Source organism: Pseudonocardia wallangbongensis (genome assembly GCF_054486945.1).
On record NZ_JBRERS010000028.1, the window covers coordinates 1 to 14,762 of the forward strand.

At 70.5% G+C, this 14,762-nt stretch carries 24 protein-coding genes; all 24 read right to left on the reverse strand.

Annotated elements, in window-relative coordinates; translation table 11 throughout:
• Window positions 1–2,082: NAD-dependent DNA ligase LigA (ligA, locus tag ACU436_RS41875; protein ID WP_459032750.1), on the reverse strand; the 2,082-nt coding region annotated here is incomplete at its 3' end.
• Complete coding sequence (gene surE, locus ACU436_RS41880) at window positions 2,079–2,900, reverse strand: 5'/3'-nucleotidase SurE (protein WP_459032751.1); 822 nt, start codon at window positions 2,898–2,900, stop codon at window positions 2,079–2,081. The genes surE and ligA, both read right to left, overlap by 4 nt.
• Window positions 2,885–3,679 (reverse strand): tRNA pseudouridine(38-40) synthase TruA, encoded by a 795-nt coding sequence (truA, locus tag ACU436_RS41885; protein ID WP_459032752.1) that lies wholly within the window; start codon window positions 3,677–3,679, stop codon window positions 2,885–2,887. The genes surE and truA overlap by 16 nt, the downstream gene beginning before the upstream one ends.
• 111 nt (window positions 3,680–3,790) lie before the next feature.
• Window positions 3,791–4,144, reverse strand: coding sequence for a 50S ribosomal protein L17 (rplQ, locus tag ACU436_RS41890; RefSeq protein ID WP_183342514.1), 354 nt, complete (start codon window positions 4,142–4,144; stop codon window positions 3,791–3,793).
• A gap of 24 nt (window positions 4,145–4,168) precedes the next feature.
• Complete coding sequence (locus ACU436_RS41895) at window positions 4,169–5,164, reverse strand: DNA-directed RNA polymerase subunit alpha (RefSeq protein WP_459032753.1); 996 nt, start codon at window positions 5,162–5,164, stop codon at window positions 4,169–4,171.
• 191 nt (window positions 5,165–5,355) lie between these two features.
• Window positions 5,356–5,754 (reverse strand): 30S ribosomal protein S11, encoded by a 399-nt coding sequence (gene rpsK / locus ACU436_RS41900; RefSeq protein WP_012932845.1) that lies wholly within the window; start codon window positions 5,752–5,754, stop codon window positions 5,356–5,358.
• 1 nt (window position 5,755) lies between these two features.
• Entirely contained in the window at window positions 5,756–6,136 is a 381-nt protein-coding gene (rpsM, locus tag ACU436_RS41905; RefSeq protein ID WP_459032754.1) for a 30S ribosomal protein S13, read from the reverse strand.
• Window position 6,137: 1 nt separating this feature from the next.
• Complete coding sequence (gene rpmJ, locus ACU436_RS41910) at window positions 6,138–6,251, reverse strand: 50S ribosomal protein L36 (RefSeq protein ID WP_012932843.1); 114 nt, start codon at window positions 6,249–6,251, stop codon at window positions 6,138–6,140.
• 239 nt (window positions 6,252–6,490) lie between these two features.
• Window positions 6,491–7,264, reverse strand: a complete 774-nt coding sequence (gene map, locus ACU436_RS41915) for a type I methionyl aminopeptidase (protein WP_459032755.1) — start codon at window positions 7,262–7,264, stop codon at window positions 6,491–6,493.
• Window positions 7,261–7,935 carry an adenylate kinase gene (locus ACU436_RS41920; protein ID WP_459032756.1) on the reverse strand — a complete coding sequence of 225 codons (675 nt, stop codon included), beginning with the start codon at window positions 7,933–7,935 and terminating at the stop codon, window positions 7,261–7,263. The genes map and ACU436_RS41920 overlap by 4 nt, the downstream gene beginning before the upstream one ends.
• 46 nt (window positions 7,936–7,981) lie before the next feature.
• Complete coding sequence (gene secY / locus ACU436_RS41925; RefSeq protein WP_459032757.1) at window positions 7,982–9,253, reverse strand: preprotein translocase subunit SecY; 1,272 nt, start codon at window positions 9,251–9,253, stop codon at window positions 7,982–7,984.
• Between the two features lie 19 nt (window positions 9,254–9,272).
• Window positions 9,273–9,785, reverse strand: a complete 513-nt coding sequence (gene rplO, locus ACU436_RS41930) for a 50S ribosomal protein L15 (protein WP_459032758.1) — start codon at window positions 9,783–9,785, stop codon at window positions 9,273–9,275.
• Window positions 9,782–9,967 carry a 50S ribosomal protein L30 gene (gene rpmD / locus ACU436_RS41935; protein ID WP_459032759.1) on the reverse strand — a complete coding sequence of 62 codons (186 nt, stop codon included), beginning with the start codon at window positions 9,965–9,967 and terminating at the stop codon, window positions 9,782–9,784. Before rpmD ends, rplO begins: the two co-directional genes overlap by 4 nt.
• Before the next feature lie 5 nt (window positions 9,968–9,972).
• Window positions 9,973–10,563 (reverse strand): 30S ribosomal protein S5, encoded by a 591-nt coding sequence (rpsE, locus tag ACU436_RS41940; RefSeq protein ID WP_459032760.1) that lies wholly within the window; start codon window positions 10,561–10,563, stop codon window positions 9,973–9,975.
• A 39-nt stretch (window positions 10,564–10,602) separates the two neighbouring features.
• Entirely contained in the window at window positions 10,603–10,956 is a 354-nt protein-coding gene (rplR, locus tag ACU436_RS41945) for a 50S ribosomal protein L18 (protein ID WP_459032761.1), read from the reverse strand.
• Window positions 10,953–11,486, reverse strand: a complete 534-nt coding sequence (gene rplF, locus ACU436_RS41950; RefSeq protein ID WP_459032762.1) for a 50S ribosomal protein L6 — start codon at window positions 11,484–11,486, stop codon at window positions 10,953–10,955. Before rplF ends, rplR begins: the two co-directional genes overlap by 4 nt.
• Window positions 11,487–11,493: 7 nt before the next feature.
• The gene (rpsH, locus tag ACU436_RS41955; RefSeq protein WP_459032763.1) at window positions 11,494–11,901 is read right to left on the reverse strand and encodes a 30S ribosomal protein S8; all 408 of its coding nucleotides are present in this window, start codon (window positions 11,899–11,901) and stop codon (window positions 11,494–11,496) included.
• 16 nt (window positions 11,902–11,917) lie between these two features.
• A complete protein-coding gene (locus tag ACU436_RS41960) occupies window positions 11,918–12,103 on the reverse strand; it encodes a type Z 30S ribosomal protein S14 (protein WP_459032764.1) in 186 nt (61 codons plus the stop codon).
• 7 nt (window positions 12,104–12,110) lie between these two features.
• Complete coding sequence (rplE, locus tag ACU436_RS41965) at window positions 12,111–12,692, reverse strand: 50S ribosomal protein L5 (RefSeq protein ID WP_459032765.1); 582 nt, start codon at window positions 12,690–12,692, stop codon at window positions 12,111–12,113.
• Between the two features lie 7 nt (window positions 12,693–12,699).
• Window positions 12,700–13,020: a 50S ribosomal protein L24 gene (gene rplX, locus ACU436_RS41970; protein WP_459032766.1), complete on the reverse strand. Its 321-nt coding sequence runs from the start codon at window positions 13,018–13,020 to the stop codon at window positions 12,700–12,702.
• Entirely contained in the window at window positions 13,020–13,388 is a 369-nt protein-coding gene (rplN, locus tag ACU436_RS41975; protein ID WP_459032767.1) for a 50S ribosomal protein L14, read from the reverse strand. The genes rplX and rplN overlap by 1 nt, the downstream gene beginning before the upstream one ends.
• The gene (rpsQ, locus tag ACU436_RS41980; RefSeq protein WP_459032770.1) at window positions 13,385–13,705 is read right to left on the reverse strand and encodes a 30S ribosomal protein S17; all 321 of its coding nucleotides are present in this window, start codon (window positions 13,703–13,705) and stop codon (window positions 13,385–13,387) included. Before rpsQ ends, rplN begins: the two co-directional genes overlap by 4 nt.
• Before the next feature lie 257 nt (window positions 13,706–13,962).
• Window positions 13,963–14,178 carry a 50S ribosomal protein L29 gene (rpmC, locus tag ACU436_RS41985; protein ID WP_459032768.1) on the reverse strand — a complete coding sequence of 72 codons (216 nt, stop codon included), beginning with the start codon at window positions 14,176–14,178 and terminating at the stop codon, window positions 13,963–13,965.
• A 1-nt stretch (window position 14,179) separates the two neighbouring features.
• Window positions 14,180–14,593, reverse strand: a complete 414-nt coding sequence (gene rplP, locus ACU436_RS41990; RefSeq protein WP_459032769.1) for a 50S ribosomal protein L16 — start codon at window positions 14,591–14,593, stop codon at window positions 14,180–14,182.
• Window positions 14,594–14,762: the final 169 nt, after the last annotated feature.

A 14,762-nucleotide genomic window follows, 5' to 3' on the forward strand; every position in this document is an offset into this window, starting at 1 on the left:
CTCGCCGCCGTCGTCGCCGCCCGCCGTCGCGCCGCGCTCGCCGCCGCCCTCCGGCAGCTCGCCCCCCAGCGCCGCCTCCAGCCCCGCCTCGTCGAGCACCGGGACGCCGAGCCGCTCGGCCTTCTCCAGCTTCGTGCCGGGGCTGTCGCCGGCGACGACGAAGTCGGTTCTTCTCGACACCGACGAGGTGACGCGTCCGCCGGCCGCGAGGATCCGCTCGGTCGCCTGCTCGCGCGTCAGCGTCGGCAGCGTGCCGGTCAGCACGACGGCGCGGCCGCTCAGCGGCCCCTCGCCCGGCGGCGGCCCCTCCTCCTCCATCCGCACCCCGGCGGCGCGCAGGTCGGCGATCACCTCGCGCAGATGCTCGTCGGCCAGCTGGTCGTGGATCAGCTGGCCGACGATCGGGCCGATCCCGGGCGCGTCGGCGATCTGCTCCGGCGTCGCCGCCAGCAGCGCGTCGATCGAGCGGAACCGCTGCGCGAGGTTGCGCCCGGTCACCGCGCCGACCCCCTCGATCCCGATCGCGAACAGGACGCTGCCGAACGGCCGCTCCCTGGAGGCCGCGATCGCCGCGACGGCGTTGCGCGCCGACACCTCGCCGAAGCGGTCGAGCCGCTGCAGCTGCTCGGCGTCGAGGCGGTAGAAGTCGCCCGGTCTGCGCACCAGCCCGCTCTCCATCAGCAGCGAGACCTGCTTCTCGCCGATCCCGTCGACGTCCATCGCCCCGCGCGAGACGAAATGCTGCAGCAGCTGCCAGCGGCGGCCGGGGCAGGCGAGGTTGGGGCAGATCGTGAAGACCCCCTCCCCCTTGATCGTCGGCGTGTCGCAGATCGGGCATCGCGCCGGCGGTCTCGGCGCCGGCGCGCGGTCGGAGCGCTCGGCGACGTGGGGCGCCGGCGAGATCACCTGCGGGATCACGTCGCCGGCGCGCATCACGATCACGTCGTCGCCGGGCCGCACGTCCTTGCGCGCGAGGTCCTCCTCGTTGTGCAGCGTCGCGAGCTTGACCGTGACGCCGCCGACGTGGACCGGCTCCAGCTCCGCGAACGGGTGCAGCGTGCCGAACTTGCCGACGTTCCACATCACGCTGTGCAGCCGCGTGACCGCCGTCGTCGGCGGGAACTTCCACGCGATCGCCCAGCGCGGGTCGCGCCCGACGACGCCGAGGCGCCGCTGCAGCTCGACGTCGTCGACCTTCACGACGGCGCCGTCGATCTCGAACGGCAGCGCGCCGCGACGCTCCTGCCACTCCTCGCAGCGGCGCACGACGGCCTGCTCGCCGTCGAGCCGTCTGATGTCGGGATTGACGCGGAATCCGTGCGCCCGCAGCCATTCGAGGCTCTCCCAGTGGCTGGAGAAGGCGAGGCCGTCGGTGACGCCGACCTGGTAGCACCACATCGACAGCGGCCGCTCGGCCGCCAGTCTCGGGTCGAGCTGGCGGATCGTCCCGGCCGCCGAGTTGCGCGGGTTCATGAAGGTCGACAGCCCCTGCTCGGCGCGACGCAGGTTGAGCGCCTCGAAGTCCTCCAGCGACATGTAGATCTCGCCGCGCACCTCCAGCAGCGGCGGCGCGTCGTCGATCCGCAGCGGGATCTGCGCGATCGTGCGCAGGTTGTGCGTGACGTCCTCGCCGATCTCGCCGTTGCCGCGCGTCGCGCCGCGCACCAGCACGCCGTCTCTGTAGAGCAGCGAGATCGCCAGCCCGTCGACCTTCGGCTCGACGACGTAGCCGAAGCGCGGCTGCTCGATCCCCTCCCGCGCCAGATGGGCGCGCATCCGCTGCACCCACGCGAGCAGCTCCTCCTCGCTGCGGGCGTTGGCCAGCGACAGCATCGGCTGCAGGTGCCTGACCTTCTCGAGGTTGGAGACCGGCGTGCCGCCGACCCGCTGCGTCGGCGAGTCGGGCCGCTGCAGCTCGGGGTGGTCGCGCTCGAGCGCGCGCAGCTCGTCGAGCAGCGCGTCGTAGACGTCGTCGCCGATCTCCGGGTCGTCGAGGACGTAGTAGCGGTAGCCGTGGTGCTCGAGCTCTCTGCGCAGCTCGGCGGCGCGGGCCGCCGGGTCTCTGGCGGCCGCGCTGCTCACTCGGGATCCCGTACCGGCGGCGGGGCGACCAGCTGCTGCAGGTCGTAGCCGCGCAGCGGCTCGATGCCGGCGTGGCTGGTGAGGTCGAAGTGGACCGGCGTGACCGAGATGCGGCCCGCGGCGACGGCCGCGATGTCGGTGCCGTCGTCGTCGACGAGGTCGTGGGCGTCGCCGTAGATTCTGAACAGCCGCCTGCGCGGATGGTCCGCGTCGGCCAGCTCCAGCGCGTCGCGGTAGAAGCGCTTGCCCAGGCGCGTCACCTCGACCCCCGTCGGCTGCGTGCCGGGTGCGTTCACGTTCAGCAGGATGCCCGGCTCCAGCGGGACGGAATCGAGCTCCTCGACCAGCCGCGCGGTGAACGCGGCGACGGCGCCGAAGTCGAAGCCCTCGCCCTGGCGGAAATCGGTCTCGCGCGCCGTCGACTGCTGCGAGACGGCGATCCCCGGCAGCCCCAGCAGCAGCGCCTCGAAGGCGGCCGCGACGGTGCCCGAGTAAGTGACGTCGTCGCCGATGTTGAGGCCGTGGTTGATGCCCGAGACGACCAGGTCCGGTCTGAAGCCCTCGACGATCCCCAGCTGCGTCAGCCGCACGCAGTCGACCGGCGTGCCGTCGGTCGCGTAGCCGATCGTGCCGTCGGGCAGGTCGACCTCCTCGACCCACAGCGGCCGGCGCGTCGTGATCGAGCGGGCGGTCGCGGAGCGGTTGCCGTCGGGCGCGACGACCAGCAGCTCGATCCCCGGCAGCGCCGCCAGCGCGGCGCGCAGCGCCTCGATCCCGGCGGCCTCGATCCCGTCGTCGTTGGTCAGCAGGACTCGCATCGCTCTCTCCATCGTATTGACCCGGGCGCGCGCAGCACGCTCCGCCCGTCGTAGCCGACGCCGGCGAGGTAGAGGCCGTGCGGCGGCGCGGTCGTCCCGCCGCGCGAGCGCGGCGCCCCCTCCAGCAGCGCGCGGAACTGCTCGACGCTCCGCCGCCCGCCGGCGACCTCCAGCATCGTCCCGACCAGCGCGCGGTTCATGTTGCGCATGAAGGCGTCGGCCTCGATCAGGAAGCAGAGCAGCTCGCCGCGACGCTGCCACGACGCCCACGCGACGTCGCGCTCGAAGCGGACGTGCGCGGTCTCGGTCGGCGTGAAGGCGGTGAAGTCGTGCGTGCCGGGCAGCGCGGCGGCGCAGGCGTCGAGCGCGTCGCGATCGAGCGGATGCGGCCACCACAGCGCCCGCCCGCGCTCGTGCGCGCCGCGCGCCCGGCGCGCGAGCACGCGATAGCAGTAGGCGCGGCTGGTCGCGTCGCGGCGGGCGTCGAAGCCCGGCGCCGCGGCGCGCGCGTCGAGCACCGCGACGTCGTCGGGCAGCAGCGCGTTGAGCTGGTGGGGCGCGGCCGGCGGGCCGGCGTAGGAGACGACCTGCGCCCAGGCGTGGACGCCGGCGTCGGTGCGGCCGGCGACGGTCACCGGCACCGCCTCGCGCCGCAGCACGATCGCGAGCGCCCGCTCCAGCTCCTGCTGGACGGTGCGGCGGCCGGGCTGCTTCGCCCAGCCGGCGAAGTCGCGGCCGTCGTACTCGAGCTCGAGCCGGGTGACGTGGACGCTGCTCACGGCCTCACGCCCGGAAGCTCGCACGCGGCGGCCTGCGACCTTGCATTCCGCCGGAAGAACGAGCCCCTCGGGCGAGTTCTTCCAATGGAACGCGAGGCCCCCGGCCGAGCGTTACACGAGTTCGAGGAAGACCATCTCGGTCGCGTCGGAGCGACGCGGACCGAGCTTGAGGATGCGGGTGTAGCCACCCGGGCGCTCCGTGTAGCGGGGCGCGATCTCCTCGAACAGCTTGTAGACGGAATACTTGTCCTGGCCGAGCGCCGAGAGCGCCTGCCGGCGGGCATGCAGGTCGCCGCGCTTGGCGAGCGTGATGAGCTTCTCCAGCTCCGGCTTGACAGCCTTCGCCTTCGTCTCGGTGGTTCTGATGCGCTCGTGCTCGATGACCTCCTTGCAGAGGTTGGCGAGCAGCGCCTTCCGGTGCGCGGAGGAGCGGCTGAGCTGGTAGCGGTTTCGCTGGTGACGCATGGGATCGGTGAGCTTACTCGGTTGTCAGTCCTGGCGCAGGTGGAGCCCGCGCCCTTCGAGCGTCTCGATGACCTCGTCGATCGACTTCTTGCCGAAGTTCGGGATCGCGTTGAGCTCGTTCTCGGTCTTCGAGATGAGGTCGCCGACGGTCTGGATGCCGGCGCGCTTGAGGCAGTTGTACGAGCGGACGCCGAGCTCCAGCTCCTCGATCAGGATGTCGTCCATCGCGTTGGCGGGACGGCCGCCCGGGCCGCCGGCGCCGCCCGCGCCCCCGACCCCGCCGGCGAGGCCGGGCTCGAGCGCACCGAGGCCGCCGGTGTCGCGCAGCTCGACGACACGGTCGGCGTCAGTGAAGATCGCCAGCTGCGAGATCAGGATCTCGGCCGCCTCGCGCAGCGCGGCGTGCGGGTCGATCGAGCCGTCGGTCTCGATGTCGAGCGTCAGCTTGTCGAAGTCGGTCTTCTGGCCGACGCGGGCCTGCTCGACGGCGTAGGCGACGCGGCGGACCGGCGAGAAGATCGAGTCGATCGGGATCACGCCGATCGGCTGGTCGGGCGACTTGTTCTCCTCCGCCGGGCGGTAGCCGCGGCCGCGCCCGATCGTCAGGTAGACCTCGAGCTTGGTCTTCTTCTCGAGCGTCGCGATGTGCGCGTCGGGGTTGAGGATCTCGACGCCGGAGGGGAGGTCGATGTCCTTCGCCGTGATGTCGCCGGGGCCCGTGACGACGAGCGGGGCCTCGATCTCGGTGGCGTCGGAGTGCATGCGGCAGACGATGCCCTTGAGGTTGAGGACGATGTCGGTCACGTCCTCCTTCACGCCCGGGATCGTGGAGAACTCGTGCGCGACGCCCTCGATCCGCACGCTCGTCACCGCGGCGCCGGCGAGCGAGGAGAGGAGCACACGGCGCAGGGAGTTGCCGAACGTGTAGCCGAACCCACGATCGAGCGGCTCGATCGTGAAGGAGCCGCGGTTCTCCTCGACCGTCTCGGTGGTGATTCGGGGGACTTGGAAGTCAAGCATCGGGGTCGGTTCCTAACGTCGTCGTGTCGTGAGCGCCGCCCGCCGCGGGGCGGTCATCCGGGCGTCGCAGGGGCCGGACGGCGACCCCGCGACGGAACAAGGCTTACTGCGAGTGAGAGCCGGAGGAGCGCACGGCGCGGGTCGCTTGCAGGCGCTCGGCGCTGGACCCGCGGACCATGCCGGCCCCTCCGCTAGACCCGCCGCCGCTTCCGCGGTCGGCAGCCGTTGTGCGCCTGGGGCGTGACGTCCTTGACGCCCGTGACCTCCAGGCCGGCGGCCTGCAGCGAGCGGATGGCGGTCTCGCGGCCGGAACCGGGGCCCTTCACGAAGACCTCGACCTTCTGGAGGCCGTGCTCGATGCCCTTGCGGGCGGCTGCGTCGGCGGTCACCTGCGCGGCGAACGGCGTCGACTTGCGCGAGCCCTTGAAACCGGCGCCGCCGGCGGACTCCCACGCGATCACGTTGCCCTCACGGTCGGTGAGGGAGACGATCGTGTTGTTGAAGCTCGTCTTGATGTGGGCCTGGCCGACCGGGATGTTCTTGCGGACTCTGCGCCGGCCGCGCTGCGGACGCTTCGGAGCTGGACTCACGTTACTTCTTCCCCGCCTTCTTCTTCCCGGCCACCGACATGCGCTTGGGGCCCTTGCGCGTGCGCGCGTTCGTCTTGGTCTTCTGCCCGCGCACGGGCAGGCCGCGGCGGTGCCGGAGGCCGCGGTAGCAGCCGATCTCCATCAGGCGCTTGACGTTCTGGGAGCGCTCGCGCCGGAGGTCGCCCTCGACGGTCAGCGAGTCGATCTCGTCGCGCAGCTTGCCGACCTCGTCCTCGGTCAGGTCGCGAACGTAGGTGTCAGGCGAGATGCCGGCTCTGACGAGCAGCTCGTTCGCGGTCGCGCGGCCGATCCCGTAGATGTAGGTCAGACCGATCTCGACGCGCTTGTTCAGCGGGATGTTGATGCCTGCGATACGAGCCATGTCAGCCCTGCCGCTGCTTGTGCCGCGGGTTCGAGCAGATGACCAGCACACGGCCGTGGCGGCGAATGATCTTGCACTTCTCGCACATCGGCTTGACCGACGGTCGTACCTTCATGTTCCCTTTCGGCTGATTCCAGTCGATGCGGCTCTGGCTGCCGGGACGGCCGCCGCTACCACGTCGAGGACGAAGCACGCACGAATCCACGCGATTCCGAGCGCGACGGTGCATGGTACCAAACCCGCAGGCAGGAGCTTCCGGTGGCATGTCGAGGGCCGACCGCCGCGGCGCGCCGGCGCTGCGAGGCTGGCGTGCACCCGCTCTGCGGCGGCATGCAGCGCTGCCGCCGACGCCGCTCAGGCGGCGGCCCGCCTGCCCTGCTCGTGCCACGGGGTGAGCACGCGCGGGCCCTCGGCGGTGACGGCGATCGTGAACTCGAAGTGCGCGGCGAGCGAGCCGTCCTGAGAGTAGATCGCCCAGTGGTCGTCGGCCATCCGCACCTGGTGGCGGCCGGCGGTCACCATCGGCTCGATCGCGAGCACCATCCCCTCCTCGAGCAGCGGCCCCTTGCCAGCCGGCCCGTAGTTGGGGATCTGCGGGTCCTCGTGCATCTCGCGGCCGATCCCGTGGCCGACCAGCGAGCGGACGATCGAGAAGCCCTCCGCCTCGACGTGGCGCTGGATCGCGTTGGAGACGTCGCCGAGCCGGTTGCCGGCCTTGACCTGCGGGACGGCGGCCAGCAGCGAGCCCTGCGTCACGTCGAGCAGCTTGCTCGCGACCGCCGAGACCGAGCCGACGGGGAAGGTGCGCGCGGCGTCGGCGACCCAGCCGTCGTAGACGACGCCGACGTCGACCGAGATGATGTCGCCGCGCTCGAGCTCGTAGGGGCCCGGGATGCCGTGGACGACCATGTCGTTGGGCGAGGCGCAGATCGAGCCGGGGAAGCCGCGGTAGCCCTTGAAGGCCGGCGTCGCGCCCTGCGAGCGGATGAACTTCTCGGCCGCCTCGTCGAGCTCCTGCGTCGTGACGCCGGCGCGGACCTTGCCCTCCAGCAGGTCGAGCGTGCGGACGAGGATCCTGCCCGCCGCCGCCATCTTCTCGATCTGCTCGGGTGTCTTCTTGACGATCACAGGTCTTCTTCGAGCCGCAGCGTCGCCAGCACCGCGCGGATGTGGTCGTGGACCTCCGTCGGGCTGCGGGTGCCGTCGACGCGGCGCAGCAGACCCTTCTCGTCGTAGTAGGAGATCAGCGGCTCGGTCTCGCGGTGGTAGACGTCGAGGCGGTTGCGCACGACCTCGGGCTTGTCGTCGTCGCGCTGGATCAGGCGCGAGCCGTCGATGTCGCAGCGGCCCTCGTGCTTCGGCGGGTCGGTCTCGATGTGGTACGGCCGGCCGGTCTTGGCGCTCACGCGGCGGCCGCTGATGCGTCTGACGAGCTCGTCGTCGGGGACGTCGATCAGCAGCACGGCAGTGATCCTGCGGTCGAGCCGGTCGAAGGCGAGCCCGAGCGCGTCGGCCTGGGCCTTGTTGCGCGGGAAGCCGTCGAGGATGAAGCCGTCGAGGCAGTCGTCGGCGCTGATGCGCTCGACGATCAGGTCGATGACGAGATCGTCGGGCACGAGCTCGCCGGCGTCCATGAACGCCTTGGCGGCTCTGCCGAGCTCGGTGCCGTCCTTGACGGCGGCACGGAGGATGTCGCCGGTGGCGACGTAGGGCAGGCGGAAGTCGTCTTGGAGACGGGCCGCTTGGGTGCCCTTGCCGGCCCCGGGGGGCCCGAAGAGGATGAGGTTCAGCTCACGCACGAGGAGCGGAACTTACATGATGCGGGCGCCGGCCGGCGCCGCGGGACTATCTGAGGAAGCCCTCGTAGTTGCGCATCATCAGCTGCGCCTCGAGCTGCTTCATCGTGTCGAGCGCGACGCCGATGACGATCAGGATCGACGTGCCGCCGAAGAAGAAGTTGGCGTTCGTCTGGTTGATCAGGATCGTCGGCAGCGCCGCTACCAGCGCGAGGAAGATCGCCCCCGGGAAGGTCAGGCGCGCGAGGATGCGGTCGAGGAACTCGGCCGTGGGCCGCCCTGGTCGCACCCCCGGGATGAAGCCGCCGTAGCGTTTGAGGTTGTCGGCCTGCTCCACCGGGTTGAACGTGATCGCCGTGTACATGTACGTGAACACGATGATGAAGATCGCCTCGCCGACCAGGTAGGGCCAGTCGGAGGGGCTGAAGAAGTTCGCCAGGTCGTTGGCCCACGGGCTGTTGATCAGCTGGCCGATCGTCGGCGGGAAGGCCATGATGCTCGCCGCGAAGATGACCGGGATGACGCCGGCCATGTTGACCCGCAGCGGCAGGTAGGTCTGCCCGCCCTGCGTCATCCGCTGGCCGATCACGCGGCGCGCGTACTGGACCGGGATGCGCCGCTGGCCCTCCTGCACGAAGACGATCGCGGCGATCACGGCGAGCGCCAGGAACGGCATCATCACCTTGAAGACCGGGTCCGGGCTGGTCCACCAGGCGCGCACGCCCTGCGGGAAGCCGGAGACGATGCTGGCGAGGATCATCAGCGAGATCCCGTTGCCTATCCCGCGCTGGGTGATCAGCTCGCCCATCCACATGACGAGCATGCAGCCCGCCGTCAGGCAGATCGCGATCAGCATCACCTTCGCGAGCGTGAAGTTGTCGATCACCGACGCGCCGGCCGACTGCTGGAACGAGCGGAAGAGGAAGACGTACGCTATCGACTGCGCGAACGCCAGGCCGACCGTCAGGTAGCGGGTGTACTGCGTGATCCGCTGCTGTCCGACCTCGCCCTCTCTCTGCAGTCTCTCCAGCGACGGCACGACGACCGTCAGCAGCTGCAGGATGATCGAGGCCGTGACGTACGGCATGATCCCGAGCGCGAACAGCGCGATGCGGGAGAGACCGCCGCCCGAGAAGAGGTTGAGGAAGTTGAGGATGCCGCCGTTGGAGAAGTTCCGCTGGATCTGCTCGACCGCCTCGGAGTTGATGCCCGGGGCGGGAATGTGCGAGCCGAGCCGGTAGAGAGCCAGAAGAAGCGCCGTGAAGGCGAGCTTCTTCCGGATCTCGGGGACCGTGAACGCGTTGAGGATCGTCGACAGCACGGTTCGGCGGCCTCAGGCGCTAGCCGTCGACGAGCTGAGCCGTACCGCCGGCGGCCTCGATGCGCTCGCGCGCGGCCGCACTGAAGGCGTTGGCGTGGACCGTCAGCGGCTTGGTGATCTCGCCCTTCGCGAGCACCTTCACCGGGATCTCCTTGCGCGTCGCGAGGCCCTTGGCGCGCAGCGCCTCGAGCGTCACGTCGGCGCCGGCCTCGAAGCGCTCCTCCAGGTCGGCCAGGTTGACCGGCTGGGTGTGCGTCCGGAACGGCTCGAACGGCATCGACTTCTTCATGTGCGGACCGCGCAGCTTGCGCATCCGCATGTGGATCGGCATCTGGCCGCCCTCGAAGCGGGCGCGGTCCTTCGCGCCGGAGCGCGAGCCGTAGCCCTTCTGGCCGCGGCCGGAGGTCTTGCCGGTGCCGGAGCCCTCGCCGCGGCCGACGCGCTTGCGCGACTTGCGGTGACCCGGAGCGGGTCTCAGGTTGTGGAGGCCGATGCGCTCCTCGCGCTCGGCCTCTTCCTTGACGGGGCTCATGCGGCTTCTTCCTCGACCTTCACGAGATGACGAACGGCGTGGACCATGCCGCGCATCTGCGCGGAGTCCTGCTGCTCCACCGTCTGGCCGATCTTGCGCAGGCCGATCGAGCGGAGCGTGTCGAGCTGGCGCTGGTTGGCGCCGTTGCGCGACTTGATCTGGGTGATCTTCAGCGTGCTCATTGGGGCTAGGCCTCGGCAGCGGCGCCGACGGGCTGCTCGCCCGCGTCGCCCTCGGTCAGGTCCTCGGCGCCGTCGCCGCCCGGGTTGAGGCCGAGCACGGCGTTGACCGACAGGCCGCGCAGCTGCGCGACCTCCTCGGGCCGCCGCAGCGACTCGAGGCCGGCCATCGTCGCCTTGACGAGGTTGATCGGGTTCTGGGTCCCGAGGCTCTTGGTGAGGATGTCGTGGATGCCGGCGAGCTCGAGCACTGCGCGGACGCCGCCGCCGGCGATCACGCCGGTACCGGGCGAGGCCGGCTTCAGCAGCACGCGGCCGGAGCCGAAGATGCCGAGCGTCGGGTGCGTGATCGTGGTGCCGTGCTTGGGGACCCGGATCAGATTCTTCTTGGCGCGCTCGACGCCCTTCTGAATCGCGACCGGGACCTCGTTCGCCTTGCCGTAGCCGACGCCGACGATCTCGCGCTCGTCACCCACCACCACGAGTGCGGTGAAGGAGAAGCGGCGGCCGCCCTTGACGACCTTGGCGACACGGTTGATCTCGACGACCCGCTCCTGCAGGTCGAGTCCGGAAGCTGATACGGAACGGTCGATGGCCATGAGGTCCTAAGGTAGCTGGTGAGACGGGTCGGGCGCCACTCAGAAGGCGAGGCCGCCCTCGCGGGCGCCCTCCGCGAGTGCCTTGACGCGGCCGTGGTACTGGTAGCCGCCACGGTCGAAGACCGCCGTGTCGACGCCCGCGGCCTTCGCGCGCTCGGCGAGCAGCTCGCCGGCGCGCTTGGCCTGATCGGTCGAGCGCAGCTCGCGCAGCGCCGCTTCGGTCCAGTTGACGGCCGCGATCGTGTGACCGCGGTCGTCGTCGATGAGCTGGGCGCTGATGCCTCTGTTGGAACGGAACACGGAGATGCGCGGACGCTCGGCGGTGCCGACCACCTTCGCACGGACGCGACGGCGGCGCTTGAGGCGCTTGGTGGGCTTGCTGAGAACGGTCATGCGCGCTTGCCAACCTTCCGGGCGACGTACTCGCCCTCGTAACGGATGCCCTTGCCCTTGTAGGGCTCCGGCTTCCGCTGCTTGCGAATCGTCGCGGCGACCTCGCCGACGAGCTGCTTGGAGATCCCCTTGACGGTGATTCTGGTCGGCTGGGGCACCTCGAACTCGATGCCGGCGGGCGCCTCGATCGGGACCGGGTGCGAGTAGCCGAGCGCGAGCTCGAGGTCTCTGCCCTTCAGCTGGGCGCGGTAGCCGACGCCCTGGATCTCGAGTCTCTTCTCGTAGCCGTTGGTGACGCCCTCGACCATGTTCGCGACCAGCGAGCGGGTGAGGCCGTGCAGCGCACGGTGCTCGCCGCGGTCGGTCGGCCGTCTGACGAGCAGCTCGTCGCCGACCTGCTCGACGGTGATGTCGCGGTGGACGCGCTCCTGCAGCTCGCCCTTGGGGCCGTTGACGGTCACGCGCTCGGGCTCGATCGAGACGGTGACACCGGCGGGGACGGGGATGGGCTTGCGGCCGATACGACTCATGCCAGCCTCACCACACCTTCGCCACGACCTCGCCACCGACGCCCTCGCGGCGCGCCTCGTGACCGGTCATGACGCCCTTGGACGTCGAGATGATCGCCGTGCCGAGGCCACCCTGGATCTTCGGGATCTCGCCATGGCCGACGTACGTGCGCTGGCCGGGGCGCGACACCCGCTGGATGCCCTGGATGACCGGGCGGCGGTTGCCCGTGTACTTCAGCCTGATCTTGATCTGCTCGCCGGGGTGCTCGGCGTTGGGCGCCTCGAGCTCGTAGCCCTCGATGTAGCCCTGCTCCTTGAGGATGCGGGCCATCTCGCGCTTGAGCTTGGACGACGGGATCGACACGGTGTCGTGCGATGCCCGCGCGCCGTTGCGCACGCGCGTGAGGAAGTCGGCGATGGGGTCTGTCATCGACATGGAATCAAGCCCACCCTTACCAGGAGCTCTTCGTCATGCCGGGGATGTAGCCGTTGTGCGCCAGCTCGCGCAGGCAGATCCGGCACATCCCGAACTTGCGGTAGACGGAGCGCGGGCGCCCGCAGCGACGGCAGCGGGTGTACGCACGGGTTCTGTACTTAGGAGTCCGCTGCTGGCGGACGCGCTGAGAGGTCTTCGCCATGAAGGTCCTAGCTCCCTGTCGTCACGGCCGCCCCGCCAGGGCGCCCGTCCTTCGCGAACGGCATGCCGAACGAGCTCAGCAGCGCGAAGGCTTCGTCGTCGGTTTCCGCAGTGGTCGTGAACGTGATGTCCAGACCGCGGACCTGATCGACCTTGTCGTAATCGATCTCGGGGAAGATGATCTGCTCGCGGACGCCCATCGAGTAGTTGCCGCGGCCGTCGAACGATCTCGCGTTCAGTCCGCGGAAATCGCGGATGCGCGGGATCGCGACCGACAGCAGGCGGTCGAGGAACTCGTAGGCGCGGTCGTCGCGCAGCGTGACGCTGAGCCCGACCGGCATCCCCTCGCGCAGCTTGAAGGCTGCGATCGACTTGCGCGCGCGGCGGACGCTCGGCTTCTGGCCGGCGATCGCGGCGAGCTGCTCCTGGGCCTGCTCGAACTGCTTCGAGTCCTGCTTGGCCTCACCGACGCCCATGTTGAGGGTGATCTTCGTGATCTTCGGCGCCTGCATCGGCGTCGAGTACCCGAATCTCTCCATCAGCTGTGGGCGGATCTCGTTGACGTAGCGTTCTTTGAGTCGTGCGGGCATAGCGGGCTCAGTCGATGCGGGTGCCGGAGCGACGGGCGACGCGGAAGCGTCTCCCCTCGTGGATCTCGATGCCGACGCGGGTCGGCTTCCCGTCCTTGGGGTCGAGCAGCATCACGTTGGAGAGGTGGATCGGACCCTCTCGCTCGATCACGCCGGCGACCGAGTCGGGACGACCCGGGGTCGGACGCTGATGCCGCTTGACGATGTTGAGGCCCTCGACGTAGACGCGCTCGGCCGCGGGGTCGACGCGCAGCACTCTGCCGCTCTTCCCCTTGTCCTTGCCGCTGATCACGACGACCTCGTCGTCTCTGCGGATCCGGGCGGGCATCACAGCACCTCCGGAGCGAGCGAGACGATCTTCATGAAGTTGCGCTCGCGCAGCTCGCGGGCCACCGGCCCGAAGATGCGCGTGCCGCGCGGATTGTTCTGCGCGTCGATGATCACGGCCGCGTTCTCGTCGAAGCCGATGTACGTGCCGTCCTCGCGGCCGTACGTCTTCTTCGTGCGCACGACGACCGCGGTCACGACCTCGCCCTTCTTGACCGAGCCCTGCGGGCTGGCCTGCTTGACGGTCGCGACGATCGTGTCGCCGACGCCGGCGTAGCGGCGGTGCGAGCCGCCGCGCACGCGGATGCAGAGGATCTCGCGGGCGCCGGTGTTGTCGGCGACCTTGAGACGGGACTCGTTCTGGATCACTTGGCACGCTCCACAACCTCGACGAGGCGCCAGCGCTTCAGGCGGGACAGCGGGCGAGACTCGCGGATGATGACCGTGTCGCCGACGTTCGCGTCGTTGCTCTCGTCGTGCGCGTGGAAGGTCGTCGAGCTGCGCACGACCTTCTCGTAGCGCCGATGACGGCGGGCGACGTCGATCCGGACGGTGATGGTCTTGTCGGCCTTGTCGGAGACGACGATCCCCTGGCGCGTCTTCTGACGGCCCTCGCCGGGCTCGCGCGGCGGCGTCGGCTCGCCTCTCGGAGCGGCCTTCGCCTCCTCGCGCGCCTTCGCGCGCAGGTTGCGGCGTCTGGCGGCGTTCTTGGCGCGCTTGGCGGCGCGCTCGGCCTGGCGCTCCTCGATCGTGCGCGGCGGCCGCGTGCCGGCCTTGGCGGCCTTCGCGACGCGCGCCTGACGGCGACGCTCCTTGGGCGCGAGCTGCGGCACGGGCTCACCCGCCGGCGCCTCGGGCGCGGCAGCGGTGTCCTCGGCCGCCTCGGCCTCGGGCGCCGGGGTGGTCTCCTCGACGTTCTCGTTCTGCTCTTCGTCGGCCATTGCTAGCCCAGTTCCTTGTTGTCAGCGTCAAGTCCGCGCTCACGGATCACCGTGAGCGTCCGCGCGACCTCGCGCTTGGCGAGGCGCAGGCGGGCGGTGTTCTCCAGCTCGCCGGTCGCGTGCTGGAAGCGCAGCCCGAACAGCTCGCGCCGTGCGGTCTGCAGGTGCTCGCCGAGGGCGCTGTCGTCCAGATCGCGCAGTTCAGTCGCGTTGGTCATGTCAGCCGTCCTCTCGCATGACGAATCTCGTCTTCACCGGAAGCTTGTGGCCGGCGAGCCGCATCGCCTCGCGCGCGAGCTCCTCCGGCACGCCGGCGAGCTCGAACATCACGCGGCCCGGCTTCACGACGGCGACCCAGCCCTCGGGCGAGCCCTTGCCGGAGCCCATGCGGGTCTCGGCCGGCTTCTTCGTGTACGGCTTGTCCGGGTAGACGTTGATCCAGACCTTGCCGCCGCGCTTGATCTTGCGCGTCATCGCGATACGAGCGGCCTCGATCTGGCGGTTGGTCAGCCAGCCCTCTTCGAGCGCCTTGAGGCCGTACTCGCCGAACTGGACCTTGACCTGGCCCCGCGACAGCCCGCGGCGACGGCCGCGGTGCTGCTTGCGGAACTTCACACGCTTGGGAGAGAGCATCAGCCCTGACCTCCGGTACCGCCGCGATTGCCACCCTGGCCGCCGCCGGCCGGACCACGGCCACCGCCGCCGCCCGGGCCGCGACCGCCGCCACCGCCGCCGGGACCGCGCCCGCCGCCGGGACCGCCCGGACCGCGACCGCCGCCACCGCCGCCGGGACCGCGCCCGC